We start from the raw sequence: 24,302 nt of genomic DNA, 5'->3' as shown, positions 1-24,302 counted from the left end.
ATTGTTTTTTAAGCGAGGCTTCCTTGTTCTTTAAAATACCTAAGGCAGTCAAGGGATGGGTTGGTGGCGGCGCAAATGAGCCCGGGAAGGCTTTTAATACGTGTGCACTAAGCGTGTAAAATCTCGAAAAACGCCGCTTTTAGCAACCAAAACGGCTTTTTTTCTTGCCAAAAGACTTCTAGCTTGCACCACGAAGCACGGGTTCTAATGGAATGCCTTTCACTTCCCGGGACGCCTATTCTCTGGCAAAAGCTGTTTTCACTACCAGAACAGCGCTCCACCTCAAGTCCCTCTTTTTTGCACTGCGAATACTTATCTGACCACGGCGATAACGTCGTGGTTAATTCCTTTTTTACAACTTTTCCATAATTTCCACACGTATGAAAAAGCCTACTCTGCTCTCCCTATTGGCACTCCTACTTGGGGCTTTCCTCCTGCCCTACTCAGGCCAATCCCAGGGTTCCATTCCCTTTACCATTGCCAACAACTCTCCCTTCAGTGATGCCGACCTGTACGTAGCCATTGTCGGGCTCGATAACGCAGGTAACCACGTTTGGGTTAATGCTCAGAACAGCGCGATAGTGCCCATGTCGAGCTCTTATAACACGGTGCAAGGGCCAACTTACAACGGCAATACCGGCCCCGGCGGCAACTCCCGCTACGCCGCCTGCTTCACCCGGCTGAGCGACATCCCCAACCGGACCTTTACGCTGCCCCAGATTGCCGGCTGCCGGGTGTTCATCTCCAAAGGGCAACAGCTGTACTTCTACTTCTTCGGCGCATCCGGGGCACCGTCGGGCTACGCGGGTCCCAATGGCCAGAACCCCAACGACCCAAACCGCGACATTCTCTACGAAATCATTGAGCTGACTAACAACCAATTCGGTTTCTTTGGTAACACCACGCGCGTCGATTCTTACAAATACCCAATGGGGCTGGAACTGTTCGGCAACGGCTACCAGCAGCGGACGGGCGAGCTGAAAAGCGCCGCCGACATTGTGGCCGCCTACAAGGCCAACGTACCCAGCGAGTTTCAGGGCACAGTGAATAATGCCACCGGCGAAATCACCTTTCCTTCCAAAACGGCGGCTTTCTACGACGGCACCAATGGGACCACGCCCGGCCCGCAGGCCAACTACTTCAAGTCGTACATCGATGCCATTTGGGCGAAATACGCGAATGAGGACTTGATTTTTAACGCGGGCAACGCGGGCGTCTTCAAGGGCCGGGTTGTCAACGACCGGCTGACGCTAGTGGGCCAGTCGGGAGCCTATAATGGCCGCACGGGCGTCATCACCCGCCGCCCCACCACCCAGGAAGCCTTCGAAGGCAAGGGCGTGCTGGCCACCCGTAACGGCGACGGCGACTGCGACCTAGTGGTGCAGGCCCAACTCACGGCAGCCATCAACCGCCACGTGGTGAACGTGACTACGCCCAACCCCGGCCAGCAGGATTGGTACAACGTGGGTAGCTTTTACCAAGCCAGCCCCGCCAACTACTACGCCCGGTTCTGGCACCTGCCCGGCATCAGCGTCGACCAGAAGTCCTACGGCTTCGCCTACGACGACGTGGCTGACCAGTCGGCCACGCTCCACACCCCGCAGCCGACCAAGGTAATTGCCACGTTCGGCGGCTATGTGGGCGGCAACCCGCCGGTGGGCACCGGTTTCAGCCGCCTGCTCGAAGCCGAGGCCGCCAGCCTCAACAGCGGCATGACCCTCGAAGCCTGCTCCGACGCTGGCGGTGGTCAGAACGCCGGCTACGTCGATGCCGGCGACTACCTCGTCTTCAACAGCCTCTCCTTCCCCTCCTCCGGCACCTATACCCTCGAGTTTCGCGTGGCCAGCGGCGTGAACGGCGGCACCATCTCCGCTGACCTCAACGCCGGCACCATTCCCCTGGGCAGCACCACCCTGCCCGGCACCGGCGGCTGGCAGAACTGGACCACCGTCTCGAAGACCGTCACCCTCAACGCCGGCACCTACAACTTCGGTATTTATGCCCAGACCGGCGGCTACAACCTCAACTGGATTCGCATTACCAAAACCAACGCCCGGACCGCCAACACTACGGCCAAAGACGTCGCCGTTGCTGAACCCTTGCAGGTGTATCCTAACCCGGTGGTGAATCAGCTAAATATTACATCGGAGGCTGACTTAGCGGGTAGCCAATATCAGATTATGGACGGGCACGGCAAAGTGGTGGCCAACGGTGCTACCAAAGAGGGCCACTTGGATGTAGCCGAACTAAAATCAGGCTTATACATGCTGGTTATCACAACCAAAGACAATCAGAAAATAACCCGCCACTTCAGCAAATAATAGCGGATTTTACATCATCGGCAGGCTGCTCATCTGAGCAGCTTGCTACGCTGTTGCCTTTTACGTTTTTCCTTCATCACAAACTCTCTTGATTTAATTCAAAAATTTCTCTCACTGCTATGAAAAAGAAGTATCAGTTTGGGTTAGGCGTTGCTATGCTCTTCGTTGGGCTCGGCGCTCAAGCTCAGAACCAGCCCGACGGCCCGAGTTATTTCCTGGGCACGAGCCAGACCCTGGTGAAACAGCTCGAAGCCCAGAAAGTGACCGGCACTGCCCAACGTGGTGGTTCAACGGTGACGCTTCGGGTATCGGCCGCCCAGACTTTCACGGGCAAAGTGAATTACCGCCAGGATTTGTCGAAGACCGGCGAGTACGTGGTCGGTGAAATTCAGGACGTGCCCGGCTCGTCGTTCCAGCTGCGGGTTGAGGACAAGGAGGTCCAAGGGAACATTGTTCTGCGTTCGTCCAAGAAAGCTTACCGCTACTCGGCTGATGCTCTGGGCAATGTTTCTGTGCAGGAAGTCGACATCAACAAGGTCCTCTGCATTGACTACAGCCAGCCCGAAGGCTACCGCAACCCCAGCCCAACCAGCAACACGGCCAACCGGGCCGCGGTGGTGTCGTTGCAGAGCTTCCCCGGCGCCCGGGGCTGCATATTGCTCGACGTTGATGGGCAGTACGTATCGGGCACGCTCTGGAATAAAGGCAACCCCATCAATGCCGCGCCGTCGGGCATGAATGATGCTGCCGTTCGGGAGTTATGGGAGCTGGTAAGCGAGGACTTCCGGCCCTTTAGCATGAATGTGACCACAGACGAGAGCGTGTTCAACTCCTACCCCAAAAACATGCGGCGCCGCTGCATCATCAGCCCCACTAACACGGCAGCGCCCGGCGCCGGGGGCGTGGCCTACGTGGGTTCTTTCAACTGGAACGACGACACCCCCTGCTGGGTGTTCATCACCTCGGCCAAATCGGGTGGTGAGGCCGCCTCGCACGAGGTGGGCCACACGCTGGGCCTGGGCCACGATGGTCGTATCAGCCCGGATGAAGGGTATTACAGTGGTCAGGGTAACTGGGCCCCGATTATGGGTGTGGGCTACTACAAACCAATTTCACAATGGAGCCGCGGTGAATACAACTCGGCCAACCAGAAGCAGGATGACCTGGCCATTATGGCGGGCAGCACCTACAACCTGGGCTACCGCAACGATGACCACAGCAACGGCACAGCCGGCGCCACGAACTTAGGCCGCAACGGCACCAGCCTCTCGGGCGGGGGCGTCATCGAGCGCAACAACGACCAGGACTTCTTCGTCTTCACAGCCGGCGCGGGCACCATCAATCTGAATGTAAACACCGTAGGCCGTCATGGCAACCTCGACATTGTGGCGCGCCTTTACAACGGTGGTGGCGCATTGATTGGCACCTACGATGCCAATGGACTGAACACCTCACTCAACGTCAACGTAGTAGCCGGCACCTACTATCTGTCGGTAGATGGAACTGGTGCTGGCAACCCGGCTACGGATGGCTACTCGGACTATGCTTCACTGGGCACGTTCTCCATTTCCGGCACCGCGCCGGTGGGTGGCGGCGGCACCAGCAATGGGGTAGCTACTGTGTACCGCGACTGCAACTATGGCAGCACCGCTACCGCTCTGGAAGCCGGAGAATTCACGTTGGGGGCGCTGCAGTCGCGCGGCATTATCAACGATGATATCTCTTCGCTGAAAGTGAACAGCGGCTACGAAGTGCAGCTGTTTGAGGACGACAATTTCCAAGGCGCTTCCATTGTCATCAACGCCAACAACAGCTGCCTGGTAAGCAACTGGAACGACCGGGCGTCTTCGCTAAAAGTGCGGGCCACGGGGGTAATCAACCTGAGCGGCACCTACACCCTGCAAAACCGCAACAGTGGTCTGATGCTGGACGTGGATGCCGTCAGCATGGCCGACGGAGCCAATGTGCATCAGTGGACGGCCAATAGCTGCGAGTGCCAGCAGTTCCGCTTCACCCACCTGGGCGGGGGCGTGTATCAGATTATAGCCGTGCACAGTGGTAAAGCGCTGGATGTGCAGGATGCGAGCCTGACCGATGGCGGCAACGTGCAGCAGTGGGGCTACGTGGGTGGCGCCAACCAGCAATTCATCGTTCAGAGTGCCGGCGACGGCTTCTATCGCCTCATTGTCAAGCACAGCAATAAGGCGGTGGAAGTGGCCGAATCGAGGACTAATACTGGGGCCAACGTGCGGCAGTGGACGGAAAATAGCTCGCCTACCCAGCAATGGAAGCTCACGGCCGTAACCAACTCGTTCAGCACCGTGATTCAGGCGGAAGCTTACAGCGCGATGAGCAACATCATTACCGAACCCACCACCGATGCTGGTGGCGGACAGAACGTGGGCGGCATTGAAACCGCCGACTACATGGCTTACAACAACATCACGATTCCGACTACGGGCAACTATACGGTTGAATACCGGGTGGCTAGCCCCGATGGCGGACGGCTGTCGCTGGATGTGGAGGCCGGCAAGAATGTGCTCGGCATGCTCGACCTGCCCAAAACCGGCGGCTGGCAGGACTGGACGACGGTGTCGCACACCGTGACCATCAACGCGGGCACCTACAACTTCGGCATCTACGCTCAGGCCGGCGGCTGGAACCTGAACTGGTTCCGCATCAGCAAAGCCGCGGCGGGCAGCGTGGCCGAGACCACGCCCCTGGCCCAGCCGCTGGCTCCATTGGAGCTGTACCCCAACCCCGTAGCCGACCAGCTGAAGCTGAATTCAGCGGTTGACCTCGCGGGCGGACAAATCAGCATCATCGGGGTGGAAGGCAAAGAAGTATGGCACGGCACTTACGCCGGCGAAACCGTGGATGTATCGACGCTGAAACCAGGCCTCTACACGCTGGTGGTGTATACCAAAGACCAGCACAAGCTCATCAGCCGGTTCAGTAAGCAATAAAAGCAGGGCCCGGAATACGCCGGGCCCTCGGTAACGAGACGGGCGTGCTCATCTGGCGCAGATGCCGGATGAGCACGGCCTACCGAAGGGAAAAGGGGATGAGAGTGGAAGCAAACTGCGAGCCGATAGCAACTTATCAATCGCACACTCTTTCTGAGCTATCCATGAAAACAACTTCCTTTTTACCGTTGGGAGCAGGCCTCTCCGGGCTGGGTTGCAAATCAACCCGGAGCCCTGGGCAACTGTCACCTCAACACAATTGAATGCGACCGGTAAACGCCAGATTGCTTCCCACTTTTATCCTCTTTATGGCCCTTACACCAGCGCCGCCCCCAATGCAGTAGCGCGCCATTTGCTACTAGAGCTTTCGGGCATGATCAGCGCCGCTGGTACCAACGACGACCATGACTTCCGCTTACTGCAATACGTGCACCTGCTTTTTGGCGGGCGCACGAATGGGCCTTGGCCAGCGCGGCTAGCTGGAAAAACGCGCCCGGAATCATACGCTGCGTGACGGGAGCAGCACAATACTGAAATACCACACTCAACCTTTTTCACCTCACAAACCATGAAACAACTTCACCCGCTGCCCTCAAAGAGCGGCAGAGAATTACTTCTTGAGAGAATAAAGGCCGTGGCCTGTTTGCTGATTGTCTCTCTCCTGCTCCTACCCGGGGTCATACGCGCCCAAGTCAACCCAACGGTTCCTAAAAAAAGAACCGACCACAACAAGCAAATTATTGGCTATATCACGCAGTGGGGGCCTTGGAAAGATATTCCAGGCCTTATCCCGAAAGGAAGTCTCAACCACTTAAACGTCGATTACTCTCAATACACGATACTAAATTTCTCCTTCTTCGGCGTTGCTGTGGACGGGTCCATTCACAGCGGTGACTACCGGAATCAGAACATTAGCCAGCCGGGCGTTGACCAACAGCCGGCGGCACTTATTAACACCGATATCTACAGCAGCTGGGATTTATACCTGCTGCAAGGCGAGCTCGACATTATCCAGTACATCTCCGACGCCAGCTACGCTTACACCTTGGGCTACCGCAATGCTCCGGGGGGCTGGTCGAACATCAATACAGGCGCCACGGGCGCTTTTCCGCTGGCCATTCATAAGCAAGGCGGCCGGCTGGGCTTGATCGAGCTTGCGCACCAGCAAGGGGTGAAAGCCATGGCTTCGCTGGGCGGCTGGAGCATGAGCAAACACTTCGGCGACATGGCGGCCAATCCGGCCAAAAGAGCCACCTTCGTCAATGACTGCAAACGGCTGATTGCGCTGGGGTTCGACGGCATCGACCTGGACTGGGAGTATCCTGGGCAGGCCGGCATGAACTTTACCGGGCAGGCCAGCGACTACGCCAATTTCGCCGTGCTGGTAGAAGACATCCGCGCCGCCATCGGTCCGGACAAGTTAATCACGGCCGCTTTCAGCGCTACGCCCACCAAATTCAGCCAGTTCGATTGGGCCCGGTTGAGCCGGTCGATGGACTATTTCAACTTCATGACCTATGATTATAACGGGGGCTGGTCGAACAAAGCCGGCCATAATTCGCCGCTGTATGACTATCCCAACGCCGAATTTGCTGGCTTTTCCCTCGATGCTACTACCAAGGGAATCAAGGCCGCGGGTATTCCGCTGAACAAAGTGAACCTGGGCGTGGCTTTCTACGGTCGCGGCGTGGTAACCAGCGGTCCGGCCGCCCTGAATGCCCCCACCGTGAAGCGGCAGGAAACCGTTACTCCCGATGGCTCGGTGATGACGGCCGCCGATTTTGCCAACTGGCCCAAAGATGTATGGGACGGCACCCCCAATTACAACGCTATTCTGGCCGGCACTACCAGCTGGACCGACCACTGGGACGACGATGCGAAAGTCCCCTACAAAACGAATGGCAGCTACTTCCTGAGCTACGACAATGAGCGCTCGGTTGGCCTGAAAGCCCAGTACATCAAGGACCAGCAGCTGGCCGGCGCCATCGTCTGGAGCATCTCCGGCGACTGGCTTGACCTGACCACCAATACCACAACCTACGGCGGCAAGCTGGTGTCCAGCCCCAATACCAAAGCACCGCTGGTGAACAAGCTGAACGAAGTATTCGGCTCCGGCACCACGCCTACCCCCAACACCGCACCCACCGTTAGCCTGACTGGCCCGGCCAACGACGCCAGCTTCACGGCCCCGGCCAGCCTGACGCTCACGGCCACCGCTGCCGATGCCGACGGCGCCGTGGCCAAAGTGGAGTTCTTCAATGGAGCTACCTTATTGGGTACTAGCACCACCAGCCCCTACAGCTACACCTGGACCGGCGCCGCCGCCGGCACCTACTCCCTAACGGCCAAGGCAACCGACAACGCTGGCGCCACCACGACGTCGGCCGCTGTGAGCGTGACCGTTACGACGGGTACGACCCCGCCATCGCCGCCCGCTTTGCAAAACCAGGTAATCGTGGGCTACTTCCACAACTGGAACAATGCCAGCGCGCCTTACATCCGCCTCAAAGAGGTAAACCCCAAGTACAACGTGGTCAACATTGCCTTCGCGACGCCCGTTGCGCCCGGCGATATGACCATGACGTTTGCCCCGACCATGCAGAGCAAGGCGGAGTTTATTGCCGACATGAGAGCCCTGCAGGCCCAGGGCCGGAAAGTCCAGATTTCAATTGGCGGCGCCGATGCGCCGGTGGAGCTGAACACCACCGCCGACAAAGACAAGTTCGTGACTTCGATGAAGGCGCTCATTAACGAGTACGGCTTTGATGGCTTCGATATTGACCTGGAGGGAACGTCCGTCATCTTGAATGCCGGCGACAGCAACTTCAAGAATTCCACGACTCCCAAGATAAATAATCTGGTGGTGGCCTCACGGGAGCTCACCGCGTTTTTCAGAGGCCAGGGGAAAGAGTTCTGGCTGACTGCTGCGCCGGAAGTACAATACGTGCAAGGCGGATATGGCAACTATGGTACGGCTTTCGGCGGCTACCTGCCCATTTTGCACGGGCTACGGGACATCCTCACGTTTGTGCACGTGCAGTACTACAACACGGGCTCTCAGAATGCGCTCGACGAGCGTATTTATTCCCAGGGCACGGCAGACTTCATCGTTTCGATGACCGACATGCTGCTGCGAGGCTTCCCCGTGGCCAGAAATACGGCCAATGTATTCCCCGCGCTGCGCCAGGACCAAGTGGCGTTTGGCTTGCCGGCCTCCAGCAATGGGGCTGCGCCGGCCGGTGGCTACGTATCGCCGACGGAAGTAACCAAGGCCTTGAACTACTTGGTTAAAGGAGTTTCCTACGGCGGGCAGTACACGCTCTCCGCTACGTATCCCAACTTAAGAGGCATCATGACGTGGTCAATCAACTGGGATAAAACCCAGGGTGACTCCTTCGTAAATAATGCGGCTAGCTTCTTCGGCAACCCCAACCCGGGGACTACCAACACGCCCCCGACCGTGAGCCTGACCGCCCCGGCCAATGGCGCCACCTACACTGCCCCCGCCAGCATCACGCTCAGCGCCAACGCCACCGATGCGGCTCCGGGCACGATAAGCTCGGTAGCGTTCTACAACGGCAGCACCCTGCTGGGCACAGCCACCTCCGCGCCCTACAGCTTCACGTGGGCCAATGTGAGCGGCGGCAGCTATTCCCTGACCGCCCGCGCCACCGACAACCAAGGCGCAGTAACTACCTCCGCCGCCGTGACGGTGACCGTGAACGGCAGCGGCGGCAACACGTGCAGCGTCCCGGCCTGGGTATCGACGGCGGTTTACGTCAAAGACAATCAGGTATCGAAAGATGGGAACGTCTACACCGCCAAGTGGTGGACCCAGGGCGAAGACCCAGCCTCCGCCAGCTGCACCGACTGCGTGTGGCGCCTGCAAGGCCCCTGCGGTGGCAGTGCGCGGACGGCAGCCCCGGAGCTGGCAATATATCCCAACCCGGCGGTAGACTACCTCCTGATTGAAGGTGAGCAAAGCCAGAAAGGCATCCAGTTCGAGATTCTGAATGCCTGGGGCCAGCCCGTGCTGAAAGGGTCCGGCCCCAGCGGCCGCGTCGATATATCAGCGCTGAAAGATGGCATGTACACCATCCGATTGACCTCCGCTGAGAAGGCTCCGGTAACCAAACACTTTGTGAAGGGCACATTATAAAATCCTAACCACCGGCGGTGAGCAGACCAGTTCCGCTCACCGCCGGTGAACGCCCTACCACTTCGGCATAAGTGCCCAGTTCGGCTCCCTCTCTCTTTTGGCTTCGTGCTTCAAGCAAAGCAGGCCCCGTTCCGTCGCCACGTTAGCCTCATTCTCAACCAGTTTTATTTTGTTTCACCCCAACTCTTTTTGTATGAAAACCATGAGTCAACATTTATTACGCAGGGCGCTGGTCTTGCTGCTGTTGCTGGCCACGGGGCCAGCATTTGCCCAGTTTAAAGTGATTGGGTACGTGCCTTCCTGGAACGGGGAAGTGAGCAGTATTCAGTTCAACAAGCTCACCCACATCAACTACGCCTTCCTGCTGCCCAACGGCGATGGCAGCTTCAAGCCCATCGAGAACCCGGCCAAGCTGCAAAGCGTGGTGAGCGCCGCCCACTCCAACGGCGTAAAAGTCCTCATCTCCGTCGGCGGCTGGCTCGATGGCAACCCCAGCGTATTTGTCTCGATTGCCAACAACGGCGGCTACACCAACACTTTCGCCACGAACCTGGTCAACTTCGTCAACCAATACGGCCTCGATGGCGTGGACATTGACTGGGAGCACCCCGACGCCAACACCGCCAACAGCTATGCGTCCTTGATGCAAGAGTTGGCCAATCGGCTGCACAGCCGCGGCAAGCTGCTCACCACGGCCGTAGCCGGAGGCTCCTGGGCTGGCCCCTACATCCAGAACAGCGTGCTGAACAACATCGACTTCCTCAACGTGATGGCCTACGACGACGTCGCGCCGGCTCACTCCACCTACAGCCTGGCCTCCCAGTCGGTTTCGTACTGGCGGAGCCGCGGGCTGGCAGCCAGCAAAACCGTATTGGGCGTGCCCTTCTACGGCCAGCCTAACGGGGTACCGTTCTCTACGCTGCTGGCGCAAGGTGCCGACCCCAACGCCGACCAGTTCAACGGCGTAGGCTACAACGGTATTCCTACTATCAAGAGCAAAACTAACCTGGCCTTCGACCAGGGCGGCGGCATCATGATTTGGCACCTCGGCCAGGATGCCACCGGCAATAACTCGCTGCTCACCGCCATCAATCAAGTGGTTGTCTCACGTGGCGGTGGCAGCAACCCGCCGCCCGTGGGTAACGGGTTCAGCCGCCTGCTCGAAGCCGAGGCCGCCAGCCTCAACAGCGGCATGACCCTCGAAGCCTGCTCCGACACCGGCGGCGGCCAGAATGCGGGCTACGTCGATGCCGGCGACTACCTCGTCTTCAATAGCCTCTCCTTCCCCTCCTCCGGCTCCTACACCCTCGAGTTTCGCGTGGCTAGCGGCACGAGCGGCGGTACCATCTCCGCCGACCTCAACGCCGGTACCATTCCCTTGGGCAGCACCACCCTGCCCGGGACCGGCGGCTGGCAGAACTGGACCACCATCTCGAAGACCGTCACCCTCAATGCCGGCACCTACAACTTCGGTATTTATGCCCAGACCGGCGGCTACAACCTCAACTGGATTCGCATTACCAAAACCAACGCCCGGACCGCCAACACTACGGCCAAAGACGCCAGCGCCAAGTCCCTGGAAATCTATCCCAATCCGGTGGTTGACAAGCTCCACCTCTCCTCAGAAGCAGGCCTGGCCGGTAGCCAGTACCGCGTTCTGAATACCTATGGCAAGCCCGTAGCCCAGGGCGCCTGCGAAAAAGGTATTGTAGACGTGGCAGAGCTGCCCGCCGGCATCTACACGCTGGTAGTAACTGATCAAGACCAGAAAACCACTACCCACCGCTTCGTAAAATAGCTAACAGGTAATTGATGATTGAGTAAAGCAGGCTGTCCAAATTGGGCAGCCTGCTTTTTTGTTTTCAGCTCAGTTCTCCCACCACTTGGCCCGAAGGCCATCTATAGCAGTCTTAAAGCTGCTATGCGCCATTAGGCTCCCCCTAGGTATGTGAGGTGACCCGGATAAAACCTCCGTACTTCCCACCGCCCTTCTTCCGTATAAACCCTCAATTAACAGCCAGCCACTGGCTTTTACTGACCAGAACGGTGGAGGGCCGCGTAGACCGAAACCGGACACGTGATGTGCCGGCATGTTTCACCCTCTACCCTCTGTTTGATGAAAAATGTACTAATGCTGGGCCTGGCCCTACTCTTGCTGGCAGGCTGTAGCAAAGACGACGACAACGAGACCCCGCCCGCCACCCCATCGCTGAACGCGACGCTGACGCCCGTGGCCACGTCCCCGGTGCAATGGACGGGCGTGGCCGTGACCCGCGAGAACCGCGTGTTTGCCAACTTCCCGCGCATGGAAACCGACACCATTCCCTACTCGGTAGCGGAGGTGAACGGCACCCAGGCCACCCCCTTCCCCGACGCTGAGTGGAATACCTGGGACCGCACCATGGCACCCCAGAATAAGTTTGTGTGCGTGCAGAGCGTGTACGTCGATGCTAACAACTTCCTATGGGTGCTCGACGCGGCCTCGCCCCTGATGCGCGGCGTGGTGCCCGGGGGCGCCAAGCTGCTCAAGTTCGACGTCGCCACACGGCAGCTAGTGCAGCGCATCAACTTCGACGAAACCGTGGCCTACCCCACCAGCTACCTCAACGATGTGCGCATCGACACGCAGAACAACGTCGCCTACATCACCGACTCCAATCAGGGCGCCATCATCGTGGTGAACCTGACGTCGGGCCGCAGCCGCCGACTGCTGGGCAACCACCCGTCCACCAAATCAGAAAACCTGATTATAACCGTGGAGGGCCGCGTGTGGCGCAACCCCAGCGGCAAGCTGCCTTCCATCGATTCGGACGGCATTGCCCTGTCGCCCAACCGCGAATACCTCTACTACCACGCCCTCACGGCCCGCCCGCTCTACCGCATTGCCACCCAATACCTGCGCGACGAGGCCCTGTCGCCGGCGCAGCTGGCCCAGCGCGTGGAGCTGGTGGCCAATACCAACCCGCCTGATGGGATGGTTTTCGATGCCACCGGCAACCTCTACCTCACCGACATCGAGAACAATGCCGTGACCCGCGTCACCCCGGCCGGGCAGTTCCAGGTGGTGGCGCAGGACGCCCAGCTGAAGTGGCCCGACAGCTTCTCCGTGGGCGCCGACGGCGCCGTCTACGTCACGACTTCGCAGTTGCACATTCCCCGCTCGCAGCGCACCGAGCCGTTCCGCATTTTCAAGCTGGCGGTGCCGCAGTAACCAGAGCGTTTCCCAAGTTCGTTTTCGTGTACTGATTTCGTTCGGCTCCCCTCTCCTTGGGAGAGGGGCCGGGGGTGAGGTTCCCCACCCGCGCCGTGTACACTGACCGGAGAACCGCTTGTGCGCTACAGGAGCAGCACGTCAATGCGGTGGGCGTGCACCTGTTGCAGCACCTCCGACCAGGCGAATACCGTGAAATAGCCGTCCTGGGAAGCCACCAGGGCCAGGGAATCGTGCTGGTCGTGCACGAATTGGGCAGCGGCCAGATGCCGGGTGCCACCGTACTGCGCCGGGTGCAAATGCACAGCCTCGCTGCCCACCACCGGCTCGGTGAGCACCATTTTGTCGACGGGCGTGCTGGCCTTGGCCCGGGCCACCTTCGCCCCAAACGCCAGCATATGATACTCTTGCGTAATCACCGTGGCCCCGTCGATGGCCGTGAAGCCACCTACCACGCCGATGTTACGCCGCAACCGGTCCTGCCGCTGTTGCCCCAACTGCCCCGGCCGCTGCCCGGCTCTGGCCCCCTGGTAGGCCGGCGCTACGGAGTAGGTGATGGGGTGCACCACCGATTCCTGCCACTGACTGGACCCGGGGGGCACTACCAACACCAGGCCGCCGCGACCGTGGGCCCGCATGGCGGCGGCCAGTCCCAGCAGCGCGTTGTCGGCTTCGCCGGTACCGGTGGGCAGGCTGCGGCCGGGCAGAAACGTGTGCAGAGCCGGGCAGTCGCTCAAGCCCACGTTGCCTTCATCGACCAGCTGCAACCGGTCGCCGCGCAGCACGGCCACGTTCACAAACTTGCCGAAGCCGCCGGCGCGGCGGTGCTTCACCACCAGCAGGCCCGGCTCCACCACTTCCAGCACGAAACACAGCGGCGGAATAGCCGTGGCCGTGCCCCACACGTAGAGCCCCTCCTCGTCGTGCCACACCCCCAGGTGAATGCCGGGCTGCTCCACGGCGGGCGCCAGCTTCAGCAGGGTGTAGGGCGTGAGGCGGCGCCCCTGGCCGAACAGTAGCGGCTGCCGGGCCTGCCCGGGCGGCAGCAGCGCCAGCGAAATCCGGGGCGGGTGCCCCTCTTCCCGGCGCAGGCTGGCCCAAAAGGCCACGTCAATCACCGCTTCTACCCAGCGCGCTTCCGGCGGCGCGGCCAGCCCGGCTATCTCGTCGGGACTGGCCGCCCGGTGCCGCGCAAAGTGAGCTTCAATCAGGGGCGCGGCCATGCGCGCCGTCAGATAGGCAGGTTCAGAGAGCATAGGGGCCAATACGAAGATTTGCGGGACAAATCTAGAATCAGAACCATCGGCAAGCTTGGGTCAAGACGAAAAGCTGGAGTGCCAGGAGCTTCCACTTCGCAGCATTTAATTTGCACTAGCTCCTGGTACTCTAGCTACGGTATCTTATCCCCATTTGGTGCTGCTGGAAGGCGTCATTTGCCCACGAGAGGCGAACCCGTCGTTTGCCTTTCTTATCGCTCCTTCTATACATGGCACCATCGTAAACATCTTGGTGGTTTTGGTTCTTGCCAGCACCATCGCCTACCACCAAAGCCGACCGCGCAAGGCAGGGCCGGGCAGTGGCCCAAACGCCCGACATCACCCGCACGCTGGTACCGGGCAGCCTGGAAGTGTACCCCGTGAAAGAATACGGAGCCATGCACATGGGGGTCCACCGGTTTTGCACGTTGAAAATGGCCGCGACGAGTGCGGCAACTCCAAATTCGTGATGCTGTGGCAGCAAGCCGGCCGCTGAAAAATCACCCGCGTCGTGAGCTACGACCATTGACGAAACCGCTCCCGGTAGTGGGGAAAGACTTCATAGGCGAAGCGCGGTGCTAGTTTCTCTACTGTCGGCGCAAACGAGAACCGAACGCTACCTGAACAACCAGCTATTCCCGGTCGAGATTAGCCCGTTTGTTCAGGGCGGCCAGGCGCACGGCTTCCGCCACGCGGTGAGCGCGGGTTTCCGGGCGTTTGGCACCCAGCACCCAAGTCAGAATTGCTTTACGCCCTGATGGTGAGAAGGCTTCGAAGTTGGTCTGTGCCTCCGCATTAGCAGCCAAGGCTGCGGCCAAGTCATCGGGAACCTGGCCGGCTTCGGCTGCGTCGAGGCTCTCCCAGGCGCCGTTTTGTTTGGCAACTTCAATGGCAGCCAAGCCAGCGGGCTGGAGCAGGCCGGCTTGTTCTAGGCGCACCAGCCGCTCCTTGTTCACTTTACTCCAGCCGCTTTTAGGCTTGCGGGGCGTGAAGAGCAGCTGCGAGCGTTCGGCATCGAGCTTGCGTGGGAGCGAGTCTATCCAGCCAAAACAAAGGGCTTCTTCCACCGCCTCGGCGTAGCTTACGCTGGGCTGGCCGGTTTCTTTCTTGAAGTAGACCAGCCACACGCCGGGCTGGGTAGCGTGGTTATCGGCCAGCCACTGCCGCCACTCGGCGCGGCTGGCGGGCTGGGCTTGGGCAAAGGCGTCGGGGCGGGGCATGTGGGGAGAAAGCGGGTTCAGGTAATCACTAAGGAAAATACGAGGATTTGCTGCTGAAATTTACGGAAACAACAGCGTGTGATGCTTCTCCAAGCACCACACGCTGTTACAGTAGTCTATTTGGGTTGATTTACAGCGGCGTAGCAGCCGTGGTTTGGCGCAGGAAAAGCAGGGCATCGTAGGCATCGCCCAGCTTGTAAGTGGCGTATTGCGCTTGGCTTTCGGGCGTCTGGCCCACCACGCGGTGCGGGCGCTTCAGGTTTTGCGTGCCCAAAGCGTGGGTGTCGAAGAAAAAGCCAGGGGCAGCCACGTAGCTCAACGATTCTTCCCAAGAACCAGCCGAAGGCTTGCTAAGCGGGTAAGCAGCCATGGGGCTGACCGGCGAAATGAAATTTTGGGGCGTGGCAGCAAAGGTGCCGGCGGCTGTGCTGGTACCTAGCACGAAGTATTGTCCGGGAAACATGCGTTCTAGGAAGCCACCGGCGCCGCCGCCATTGTCGTCGCCCCCATCCTGGGCCAAGGCGGCGCGACGCGACACGTGTGCATCGTGCGCCCAAATGATGAGCTTGCTGCCGGGCTCACGCACCAGCAGGCGAGCCATTTCGGCCATCGAGCTATCGCGCGAGGATTCGCGCTTGTGCACCTTGGCTTGGTAAAACATGTCGAACACCATCCGGGAGTTTTGCGCGGCATTTTCGAGCACCGTGCGCTGCGCTTTGGGCAAACGCAGGGTCGGCAGGGCTTGGGCCAGCTTGTCGGCCGCCTCATAGCCGCGCCAGCCGCTGGTACGCCAAGCAGCATAATTCATTTTCATTTCTTTGTCATTCAGGCGCAACCAGAGCGAGTCTTGGTAGCTGGCGCTTTTTAGCAGCTGGGCAGTGAGGGGCCGTAGCTCGCGGTGGCCAGCCTGGGCCAGGCCATCGTGCAGCAGTTGGGCATCGGCGGTGCCAAACATGGCATCAATTCCCGAAAACGTGACCTTGCGGCTGGCCTTGGAGTTGCGGGCCTGCATCCAGGTCAGCAGTTGTTCTACTTCGCGGTTTTGCCACATGCTGAGCAAGTGCTTTTTCATCAGCGGCTTGAGGTCGGCAACGCTCCGATTTTGCAGGGCTTGATTCAGCAAGTAGGAGTCACCGTAGGTGTTTTCGAAGGCCACTTGCTTGAAGCCGTGCTCCTCCATAAGGATGCGCGTGAGCCAGAAGCGCACCCGATAGAATTCGGCAGTGCCGTGAGTGCCTTCGCCCAGGGCCACTATTTTCTTGCCAGCCATCTGTTTTATGAGCGGCTGCACTGCCGTACGAAAGGCCTCAAAGCTTTGCAGACTGACGGGCTTGATGAGAGCAGGGTCGAGTACGATTCGGGCCGTATCGCCGACGGCCACTACGCCACTAACTGGCTGGGGGCTCTGGGCCTGCGTGGCCAGCGAAACGGTAGCGAGCAAGGCAGCAACAGGCAGGGAGCGGAGCGAGAATTTCATGAGAACAGGAGCTGAACGTTTGGTGGGAAGGTAAGCCTGGCCGCTAACCGGCTGGGAATGGGACAAAGCAACAGCAGCAAAAGCCCCCTTTTCTTCGTTTTTCGACCATCTTGGGCCGCTTTCCGACCAAAGCTGTTCTTCCGTTTTTTTGTCGAAAAAATTCCCGGTCTGGTCGAAAAACACCTCACTGCCTCCGGCCCCTAGCCCAAAACCTGCCACCTTCGTTCCATGCAACCAGCCCCACCTGCCGACCGGCCCAGCCGCTTCCCGCTCCTGTTCGAAATCCTTATTTGGGTTCTCTATGTGGGCCTTTATAAGTACGGCTACTACCTGGAAGAAGCAGCTGCCCTGCATAAGCCCGCGGGCCGCCTCAACTTCCCTTACCCGCAGCTCATACTATTTGCGCTGCTAGCCACGCTGTATGTGCTACCTTTCTACCGGCTGCTAGTGCCACGCTTGCTGCGGCAGCGCCGTTATGCCCTGCTGTTGCTGATTTCGGTGCTGTACCTGTGGTGGGGCATCAAGGTCAACACTGGGCTGGCGGCAGTGTTGTTTGCGCCGGTGGCGGCTCCGCCGGTGCTGGCTGATTTCTACCAACGCTTCCTCGTCGACTGGCACCAACTGCTGCATGTGCGGCAGCCCTACCTCCAGTTGCTGTTCACCGATGCGCTGGCCTTTGGTTGCGTGGCGTTCGCGCAGTTTGCCTTCGCTAACGAGCAGCGCCAACGGCTCCTGGAACGCGACCACCTGGCTCTGCAACTAGAACAGCTCAAAAGCCAGTTGCAGCCGCATTTTCTGTTCAACACCCTCAACAGCATCTACGGCCTGAGCCTGGCCGGCTCACCAGAAACGCCGCGCTTTGTTCTGCTGCTTTCTGAGCTAATGCGCTACGTGCTCTACGACAGCGGCCGTGAGTACATCGCCCTGCCCGAAGAAATCACCTTCTTGGAAAACTACTTCGAGATGGAACAGCGCAAGTACGCAGGCGCCCGCATCACCTTCACTGCCAGTGGCGCATCCGATACGCCCCTTCAAGTGCCCCCCCTGTTGCTGTTGCCGCTGGTCGAGAACAGCTTCAAGCACGGCCGTCACCATTATTCCGACGATGCCAGCGTAACGGCCACGCTTCGCGCCACGCCGGGTCGGCTACATTTCGTGATTGAGAACGACTTGCTGCCCGAGGCCCCGGCCCCATCGCAGCGGCGCAGCGGCGGCATCGGGCTGGCAAACATCTACCAACGGCTCAAGCTCTATTACCCTAACGCGCACGAGCTCTTGCTCACGGAGCGAGATGGCCGCTACCGCGCCGAGCTTACCTTGCACGTCTCGTAGCGCGGATTTTTAGTCTGTGCGTGGTAGGTTCGTTCCCACTCTCACCACGAACTAAAAGTCCACGCTACACCTTATGCCCTCCCCCATTCGCTGCCTTGTGGTTGATGACGAGCCGCTGGCCCACCAAGTGCTTACTCAATTCATCGGCCAGACGCCCGGGCTCACCCTGGCCGGCACCTGCCGCAACGCTATGGAAGCCCACGAGCACCTCACCCAGCACCCCGTCGACCTGCTATTTCTCGACATTGAGATGCCACTGATGAATGGCCTGAGCTTTCTGCGCACGCTAAAAAACCCACCTAAAACCATTATTACCACCGCCTATCGGGAATACGCCTACGAGGGTCACGAGCTCGACGTGCTCGATTACCTGCTCAAGCCCTTCAGCTACGAGCGGTTTTGCAAAGCCATAGGCCGCTACCAGCCAGCTACTGCCCCCCACGGCCCCGATGAGGACAAAACGCTGCTGCTAAAGGACCAGGGCAGTTTGTTCAAAGTCCCCTACCGCGACATTCTTTACGTGGAGGGCTGCAAGGACTACGTGAAGGTGGTAACGGCCACCAAAACCCACCTGCACCACGAAACCATGAAGGAAATGGCCGACCTCCTCGGCGACGCTTTTGTGCGCGTCCACCGCTCGTTCATTGTGGCAACGACCTACATCAAGCTTCTCCAAACCGAGCAAGTGGTGCTGGCCGATGGCAGCCAGATTCCCATCGGCCAAACCTATAAGCTGGAGTTACTGGCGTGGTTCAAGAAGTAGAAAGGTGTTCGAAAAAATGGTTGGCGAGGCTTCGAAAGCGGTTGACAGGCGTTCGGAAGCCACTGGCGGTGCTTGGGAAGCGGTGGGCGGCTGGGTGGTAACGTAGGTTGCTAGTTTCTCGAATATTGCTCTTTAGACAGTTTTGGTACCACCAAGCAAACGGGCTTAGAAAGAATGAGACGGTGGACAGCGTGCTCTGTATTAAGTTTAGACATACCCCATTCTAAATGAAACAAAAAGACTAAGTACCTTAAGCCACCTTCTTTCATAAATTCAATAAGCCTATCATCGGCTTCAGCGAAATCATAACATGGAATATACCCCGTTTAGTAAAAGCATAGAACATTTAGACATTATTGAAGTCAATAAACTAATCGACAATAAGATTGGCGAAGGCTGGTATATTGAGTACAAGAGTAAACCTCCAGAAACTAGTCCAGGAAAGCTGGACAATATCAAAATCACAAAATCCATCTCCTCTTTCGCTAACACTAAGGGAGGATGGATATTTTGGGGAATTGAATGCGATAGAAATGAAGCTTCAGAAATAAAAGGCTTTGATATTTCATCTTACAGAAATTTCCAAGACCAAGTATCACAGATAATAGCATCCAACATTAACCCCAAACCAATATACCATTTCAAAGAGCTAAAACTCAATAAAGACACAATAGTATTCATCATTCAGGTAGAAGAGAGCCCCACACCTCCATATATAACGAGCCAAGGGATAATTTATAATCGCGAAAACAATGAGAGCAAACCTATAAAGGAGAGGTATATAATAGAAAATCTGAACGAAAAATCTCTTAATTACATCAAATCTATTGAAGACTTTAGCGTTTTTGATTTACCGCAATCTAAAGGGCAGTCAAACAATAACCAGGCATTCCTGGAGCTATACCTTTTCCCAAAACCTTTTAATCATTTTGAATTTAAATCGTTTTATAATTCTGAATTCTTCAAAAAAATAGCTGCTATTTTTTATCAAAATGCCCCTTTCAAAATTAACAATATTGAAAGGGGCATTTTTCTTAACATTGGGTTCAATAGCATATACTGCTCTGACGAGAGCATTGTTATCAGGCCTTTAAGGGATGACAATATGATTTACAAAACCACAACAGTTGAATTATTCAAAAATGGCAACTTAAAATTTCTTTTCCCTATTCATGAATTCACCGCAGATAGCATACCCCAGTATTTTGGCAAATCCAAGACCATCGAATATCTTTTAGACAAATTTTCACCTAATGAAACAATAAGGAATATGCGATATGGCGTGCCTTCTTTGGGAATGAAGGACTACGAATTGCCACCAACAACTAGGCGAAAGTCCACTGACTTTGCTAATCATGTAAAATTGATAGATGGAGCAGAGCTTATTTTAGTCATTATGATTATAATGTCTAAATACAAAGCTGTACTGGAAGAAAGCGAATTCGAACTGTCAACAGAAATAAATTTCAGAGCACGAATTACTGACTCTTGGCGCAAGTTTATTTTCTTTGAAGGTGATGATTATTTAGAAAAGCTAAAAATTTACAACATTCCATTATCCCCTAAAGACACAATTGAAATACCTGTATTTAAAAATTGAAATGCGTATAAGCTTGACATAAGCACTGATTATTCATTTATGACGCTTGCGAGGTTTATTCTAGAGGGCATTGGATTACCTGACAGCTCCTCAATTGATTTTTCAAAAATATTTATCGAAGCCCTAGAGAGGCATATAGCCAATAGGCCCAGTGAGTGATAAAGCGCAAAAGAGGCTGAAGCTCCCGTAGCTTCAGCCTCTTGCGTTTCGGCCGCCGGGCATGGCCGTTTCTACCAGGGAATTTCGCCGGTTTCCGGGTTGTATTCCTCGCTCACGAACTTGCCGGTGGGGCCGTGGGCGTCAAGCAGGGCGTATTTCACGACCCGGGCGCCGGCTTCCTGCACGGTGCCGGTGCCGCGGTGGCCGTTGAAATCGGTGGCGACGAAGCCCGGGTCCACGGCGTTCACTTTGAAGGGCGTGTCGCGCAGCTCGTAGGCCAGGTTGATGGTGTACATGTTCAGGGCCGACTTGGAGGAGTGGTACACGGCCGCTTTGTGGGCGTAGTACTTGTAGCCGTGCGCCGGGTCGCTGTGCAGGGTGAGCGAGCCCTGGGCCGAGCTCACGTTCACGATGCGGGGCGCCGGCGACTGCCGCAGCAGGTCGATAAAGGCCTGCGTGACGGCTATCACGCCGAAGAAATTGGTGTCGAACACCCGTTGAAACTGGCTGATGCCGGAATCGAGAGCCGACTGCGGCATGCCGCCGCTGAGGCCGGCGTTGTTGATGAGCACGTCAAGGACGGTGGTCTTTTGCCCGACCGCCTCCCGGGCGGCTCTTACCGAAGCGGCGTCGGCCACGTCGAGCTGGATGGGCTCTACTTGGGTGAGGCCTTCGGCGTGCAGCTGGGCCACGGCTTGCTGGCCGTTTTCGAGGTTGCGGCTGCCGAGGTACACGTAATAGCCGTGCTGCAGGAGCAGCCGGGCGGCTTCAAAACCGATGCTTTTGTTGGCGCCGGTAATCAGAGCTTTTTTCATGGGGAAGGGTGGTGCTGGTTGAACACCACAAAGCTACCGGGGCCCATCAGCGCGACGGTGGCACATTTGGCGGCATCACGGGTACATTTCGCGGCGGCTGGCGCGGTACTCGGCCGGGGTGAGGCCGGTTTCGCGCTTGAAGAAGCGGCTGAAATAGGACGCATCGGCAAACCCGAGGTCGAAGGCAATTTCCTTCACCGACCGCGGGGTGTGGAACAGCAGGTGCCGGGCCTCCAGCACCAGCCGCTCCTGAATGTGGGCAATGGCCGGCTTGCCACTCTGGGCCTTCACCACCTCGCTCAGGTGCCCGGCCGAGATGTGGAGCAGCGCCGCGTACGCCCCCACCTCGTGCCGCTCGCGGAAGCACTCCTCAATCTTGGCCCGGTACTTCCGGAGCAGCAGCTGGTCGGCCGAGGGCTCGTTACCCGGAAACTGCGCCGTGTAGAGCCGGCTGAGGTAGGTGAGCAGCACGGTGAGGTAGGCGGTCAGCATGGGCTGCTGCCACTCGCCGGGGCGCTGGTACTCGGTTTCGAGTCTGGTGAACAGGTCTTCCACGAAGGCCACGTCGGCCGCCGTCAGCAGCAGTTCGTGGCCGTGCTGGGGGTTGCGCAGCAGCGGCAGTTGCGCCAGGGCGGCGTTGGGCTGCAAGGCCAGAAACTCGCGGGTGAAGGCCAGGCTGAACCCCCACAGCGGCAGCAGCTTTTCTTTTACCTGCAACTGGCCCGGCGCCGAGAAGTACAGCGCGTTTTCTTTCAGCACGTAGGGCGTCATGTCGACCCAGTGCCGGCTGCCGCCACGCCGCACGAACACCAGGTGGTAATAGTCCTTGCGGTGCGGCAGCAGCATGTTCTGCCGAAAAGCCGGCGGCTGGCCCTCCGCCCTGTTCAATTGGAACGAGCCGCTGCCCGGCGTGTCGTGCGGCGTCAAGGAATAAACCGGGATTTGCTGGTCGAGGAGAAGCGTGGGCATGGGTTAAAGCTAGCTTGTTTGCGGGTACAACAGCCCAAAAGAACGTCATGCTTCGACTGCGCTCAGCATGACGTTCGTATTTCGGCACGACCGTTCAAAGAAGTTCTGACAACTCCCTAAACCCTCGCTGCTACCAGGGAATTTCGCCGGTTTCTGGGTTGTGTTCCTCGCTGAAGAACTTGCCGGTTGGGCCATTGGCGTCAATTAGGGCATATTTTACTACGCGGGCGGCGGCATCGGGCACGCTGCCGGGGCCGCTGTGGCCGTTGAAATCGGTGGCGGTGTAGCCGGGGTCCACGGCATTTACTTTGAATGGGGTGTCGCGCAGCTCATACGCCAGCATGATGGTGTACATGTTGAGCGCGGCTTTGGACGAGTTGTAGGCCGCCAACTTAACGTCATAATATCTCCAGGACGGGTCCGCAGTCAAGCTCACCGAACCCAGGCCCGAGGTCACGTTCACAATCCGGGGCTCGGCCGATGCTCGCAACAGGTCCAGGAAGGCCTGCGTCGTCTCCACCACGCCGAACAGGTTGGTGTTGTAGACGTCTTTGAACACGGCTACGTCGGTCGCAACGGCAGTTTGGGGCAGGCCCCCGCTGATGCCGGCGTTGTTGATGAGCACATCCAACGCGGTTGTTTTCTGGCCAACGGCCTGCCGGGCGGCTTGGATGGAGGCGCTATCGGTAACGTCCAGCTGAATGGGCTCGACTTGGGTGAGGCCTTCGGCGTGCAGTTGGGCCACGGCCTGCTCGCCGTTCTGGAGGTTACGGCTGCCGAGGTACACGTAATAGCCAGCCTGCAGAAGCTGGCGGGCCGCTTCGAAGCCAATGCTTTTGTTGGCGCCGGTGATGAGGGCGTATTTCATGGGGAGGGGTTGCGTTAATTGAACAGCACAAAAGTCCCCCACGCCCCCACGGGGCCATAACGAGATTCAAACGAAAGTGTAAGAAATTCAAACCGACGGCGGTGGGGCAGCAGCGGCGTGGCTTTGGTTGAAGAAGGCGCGCAGGGCCGACGGCGTGGTGCCGGTTTGCTTCTTGAAGAAGTTGTTGAAATAAGTCGGGTACTCGAAGCCCAGGGCGTAGGCAATTTCGGCGGTGCTCCAGCTGGTATGCATCAGCAGGGCCTTGGCCTCGTGAATGATGCGCTCGGCGATGTGCACGGAGGTGGGCTTGCCGGTGAGCTCACGCACGGCCCGGTTGAGGTGGTTGACGTGCACGGAAAGCTGGCGGGCAAAGTCGCCGGGCGTGCGCAGCTTGAGCCCGTGGGCGGGCGAGTCGATGGGAAACTGCCGCTCCAACAGTCCCTGAAACAGCGCCGCGATGCGCGTGGCGGCGTTAGGGTGCTGGTAGTAGCAGGCCTGCGGCTGTAGCTTCAGCGCTTCGTGAATGAGCAGGTTGAGGTAATTGCGTATCACCTCCTGCTGGAAAACGTAGCCCGAGTTCAGCTCCTGCAACATCTTGCGAAAGAAGTAGCTCAGGTCGGCGTACTGCGTTTCATTCACCAAGTACACCGGGTCACTGCCGAGCCGGAACAGCGGCGACTCCTGCAAGCTGGCGGCGCGGTCGTTCACGATGAGGAACTCCTCGGTAAACATGCACAGGTAGCCACCCTGCTCCTCCGAAATGGGCTCCCAGGAATAGGGAATCAGCGGATTGGAAAACACCAGCGCGGGCCGGTCGATGAGTACGCCGCGGGTGGCGTAGTTGTAGCGGCTGCTGCCGGTGAGCAGCGAAATCTTGTAGTAGTCGCGCCGGCCAAACATCGGCTTGCAGGCGCTGAACTCCTCGCGGGCGTACACATTGAAGCAGTCGGCCGCGACGATTTCCGGCAATTGGCCGGTGGGGGCTTCAATGCTGCTTGGGGTGGGCGAAACAACAGGCGTCAGGGCGGGTAAAGGCATGCCTCAAAAATAATCAAATCAAACCGCGCGAATGGCTTGCAACCGTTGGACGGCTCCTGGTGAAGTCAGCAATAGGTGTACTTCAGCACGAAGGTTTGTGGTGCGGGGTACAGGTTTGTGGTCTGGCACCAAGTTTTGTAGTCTCGAA

Annotated in this window: 16 protein-coding genes; 9 read left to right on the top strand and 7 right to left on the bottom strand. The window is 58.1% G+C overall.

Going from position 1 to position 24,302, the window contains the following annotated elements:
• Positions 1-380: 380 nt before the first annotated feature.
• The 5 genes from WX88_RS07185 (at position 381) to WX88_RS07160 (ending at position 12,657) form a co-directional block, all read left to right on the top strand.
• Positions 381-2,321 carry a beta-1,3-glucanase family protein gene (locus tag WX88_RS07185; protein ID WP_046243659.1) on the top strand — a complete coding sequence of 647 codons (1,941 nt, stop codon included), beginning with the start codon at positions 381-383 and terminating at the stop codon, positions 2,319-2,321.
• A 119-nt stretch (positions 2,322-2,440) separates the two neighbouring features.
• Positions 2,441-5,287, top strand: coding sequence for an RICIN domain-containing protein (locus WX88_RS27325; RefSeq protein ID WP_052732441.1), 2,847 nt, complete (start codon positions 2,441-2,443; stop codon positions 5,285-5,287).
• A 568-nt stretch (positions 5,288-5,855) separates the two neighbouring features.
• Positions 5,856-9,446, top strand: coding sequence for a glycosyl hydrolase family 18 protein (locus tag WX88_RS28630; protein WP_082115898.1), 3,591 nt, complete (start codon positions 5,856-5,858; stop codon positions 9,444-9,446).
• Positions 9,447-9,639: 193 nt separating this feature from the next.
• Complete coding sequence (locus tag WX88_RS07165; RefSeq protein WP_072052955.1) at positions 9,640-11,244, top strand: glycosyl hydrolase family 18 protein; 1,605 nt, start codon at positions 9,640-9,642, stop codon at positions 11,242-11,244.
• 318 nt (positions 11,245-11,562) lie between these two features.
• Entirely contained in the window at positions 11,563-12,657 is a 1,095-nt protein-coding gene (locus WX88_RS07160) for an L-dopachrome tautomerase-related protein (protein ID WP_052732440.1), read from the top strand.
• 125 nt (positions 12,658-12,782) lie between these two features.
• Here the strand turns inward: WX88_RS07160 and WX88_RS07155 are convergent, their stop codons facing one another.
• Positions 12,783-13,913, bottom strand: coding sequence for a putative sensor domain DACNV-containing protein (locus WX88_RS07155; protein ID WP_046243658.1), 1,131 nt, complete (start codon positions 13,911-13,913; stop codon positions 12,783-12,785).
• 266 nt (positions 13,914-14,179) lie between these two features.
• On the opposite strand from WX88_RS07155, the gene WX88_RS29875 reads away from it, so the two are divergent.
• Positions 14,180-14,383, top strand: a complete 204-nt coding sequence (locus WX88_RS29875) for a hypothetical protein (protein WP_156175988.1) — start codon at positions 14,180-14,182, stop codon at positions 14,381-14,383.
• Positions 14,384-14,545: 162 nt separating this feature from the next.
• Here WX88_RS29875 and WX88_RS07145 read toward each other — a convergent pair whose 3' ends face one another.
• A complete protein-coding gene (locus WX88_RS07145) occupies positions 14,546-15,133 on the bottom strand; it encodes a YdeI/OmpD-associated family protein (protein ID WP_046243656.1) in 588 nt (195 codons plus the stop codon).
• 130 nt (positions 15,134-15,263) lie between these two features.
• Positions 15,264-16,610, bottom strand: coding sequence for an erythromycin esterase family protein (locus WX88_RS07140; RefSeq protein ID WP_046243655.1), 1,347 nt, complete (start codon positions 16,608-16,610; stop codon positions 15,264-15,266).
• 228 nt (positions 16,611-16,838) lie between these two features.
• On the opposite strand from WX88_RS07140, the gene WX88_RS27315 reads away from it, so the two are divergent.
• The 3 genes from WX88_RS27315 (at position 16,839) to WX88_RS07125 (ending at position 20,305) form a co-directional block, all read left to right on the top strand.
• The gene (locus WX88_RS27315; RefSeq protein WP_052732439.1) at positions 16,839-17,942 is read left to right on the top strand and encodes a sensor histidine kinase; all 1,104 of its coding nucleotides are present in this window, start codon (positions 16,839-16,841) and stop codon (positions 17,940-17,942) included.
• Positions 17,943-18,015: 73 nt separating this feature from the next.
• Positions 18,016-18,705 carry a LytR/AlgR family response regulator transcription factor gene (locus WX88_RS07130; protein ID WP_046243654.1) on the top strand — a complete coding sequence of 230 codons (690 nt, stop codon included), beginning with the start codon at positions 18,016-18,018 and terminating at the stop codon, positions 18,703-18,705.
• A 310-nt stretch (positions 18,706-19,015) separates the two neighbouring features.
• The gene (locus tag WX88_RS07125; protein WP_046243653.1) at positions 19,016-20,305 is read left to right on the top strand and encodes an AlbA family DNA-binding domain-containing protein; all 1,290 of its coding nucleotides are present in this window, start codon (positions 19,016-19,018) and stop codon (positions 20,303-20,305) included.
• Between the two features lie 230 nt (positions 20,306-20,535).
• Here the strand turns inward: WX88_RS07125 and WX88_RS07120 are convergent, their stop codons facing one another.
• The 4 genes from WX88_RS07120 to WX88_RS07105 all read right to left on the bottom strand — a co-directional run bounded on the left by WX88_RS07120 (position 20,536) and on the right by WX88_RS07105 (position 24,154).
• A complete protein-coding gene (locus tag WX88_RS07120; protein WP_046243652.1) occupies positions 20,536-21,279 on the bottom strand; it encodes an SDR family oxidoreductase in 744 nt (247 codons plus the stop codon).
• A gap of 75 nt (positions 21,280-21,354) precedes the next feature.
• Positions 21,355-22,248, bottom strand: a complete 894-nt coding sequence (locus tag WX88_RS07115) for an AraC family transcriptional regulator (protein WP_046243651.1) — start codon at positions 22,246-22,248, stop codon at positions 21,355-21,357.
• Between the two features lie 130 nt (positions 22,249-22,378).
• Complete coding sequence (locus tag WX88_RS07110; protein WP_046243650.1) at positions 22,379-23,116, bottom strand: SDR family oxidoreductase; 738 nt, start codon at positions 23,114-23,116, stop codon at positions 22,379-22,381.
• Positions 23,117-23,203: 87 nt separating this feature from the next.
• The gene (locus WX88_RS07105) at positions 23,204-24,154 is read right to left on the bottom strand and encodes a helix-turn-helix domain-containing protein (RefSeq protein WP_072052954.1); all 951 of its coding nucleotides are present in this window, start codon (positions 24,152-24,154) and stop codon (positions 23,204-23,206) included.
• Positions 24,155-24,302: the final 148 nt, after the last annotated feature.

Source organism: Hymenobacter terrenus (assembly GCF_000972495.1).
GTDB classification, from domain to species: Bacteria; Bacteroidota; Bacteroidia; order Cytophagales; family Hymenobacteraceae; genus Hymenobacter; species Hymenobacter terrenus.
This window is presented reverse-complemented; position numbering and strand designations above follow the sequence as displayed.

What these genes read in the sequence shown, in the direction of transcription:
- WX88_RS07130 (WP_046243654.1), top strand. Translation starts at nt 18,016, where the DNA reads ATGCCCTCCCCCATTCGCTGCCTTGTGGTTGATGACGAGCCGCTGGCC.
- WX88_RS27315 (WP_052732439.1), top strand. Translation starts at nt 16,839, where the DNA reads ATGCAACCAGCCCCACCTGCCGACCGGCCCAGCCGCTTCCCGCTCCTG.
- WX88_RS07160 (WP_052732440.1), top strand. Translation starts at nt 11,563, where the DNA reads ATGAAAAATGTACTAATGCTGGGCCTGGCCCTACTCTTGCTGGCAGGC.
- WX88_RS07110 (WP_046243650.1), bottom strand. Translation starts at nt 23,116, where the DNA reads ATGAAATACGCCCTCATCACCGGCGCCAACAAAAGCATTGGCTTCGAA.
- WX88_RS07125 (WP_046243653.1), top strand. Translation starts at nt 19,016, where the DNA reads ATGGAATATACCCCGTTTAGTAAAAGCATAGAACATTTAGACATTATT.
- WX88_RS07155 (WP_046243658.1), bottom strand. Translation starts at nt 13,913, where the DNA reads ATGCTCTCTGAACCTGCCTATCTGACGGCGCGCATGGCCGCGCCCCTG.
- WX88_RS07120 (WP_046243652.1), bottom strand. Translation starts at nt 21,279, where the DNA reads ATGAAAAAAGCTCTGATTACCGGCGCCAACAAAAGCATCGGTTTTGAA.
- WX88_RS07165 (WP_072052955.1), top strand. Translation starts at nt 9,640, where the DNA reads ATGAAAACCATGAGTCAACATTTATTACGCAGGGCGCTGGTCTTGCTG.
- WX88_RS07185 (WP_046243659.1), top strand. Translation starts at nt 381, where the DNA reads ATGAAAAAGCCTACTCTGCTCTCCCTATTGGCACTCCTACTTGGGGCT.
- WX88_RS07105 (WP_072052954.1), bottom strand. Translation starts at nt 24,154, where the DNA reads ATGCCTTTACCCGCCCTGACGCCTGTTGTTTCGCCCACCCCAAGCAGC.
- WX88_RS27325 (WP_052732441.1), top strand. Translation starts at nt 2,441, where the DNA reads ATGAAAAAGAAGTATCAGTTTGGGTTAGGCGTTGCTATGCTCTTCGTT.
- WX88_RS07140 (WP_046243655.1), bottom strand. Translation starts at nt 16,610, where the DNA reads ATGAAATTCTCGCTCCGCTCCCTGCCTGTTGCTGCCTTGCTCGCTACC.
- WX88_RS28630 (WP_082115898.1), top strand. Translation starts at nt 5,856, where the DNA reads ATGAAACAACTTCACCCGCTGCCCTCAAAGAGCGGCAGAGAATTACTT.
- WX88_RS07145 (WP_046243656.1), bottom strand. Translation starts at nt 15,133, where the DNA reads ATGCCCCGCCCCGACGCCTTTGCCCAAGCCCAGCCCGCCAGCCGCGCC.
- WX88_RS07115 (WP_046243651.1), bottom strand. Translation starts at nt 22,248, where the DNA reads ATGCCCACGCTTCTCCTCGACCAGCAAATCCCGGTTTATTCCTTGACG.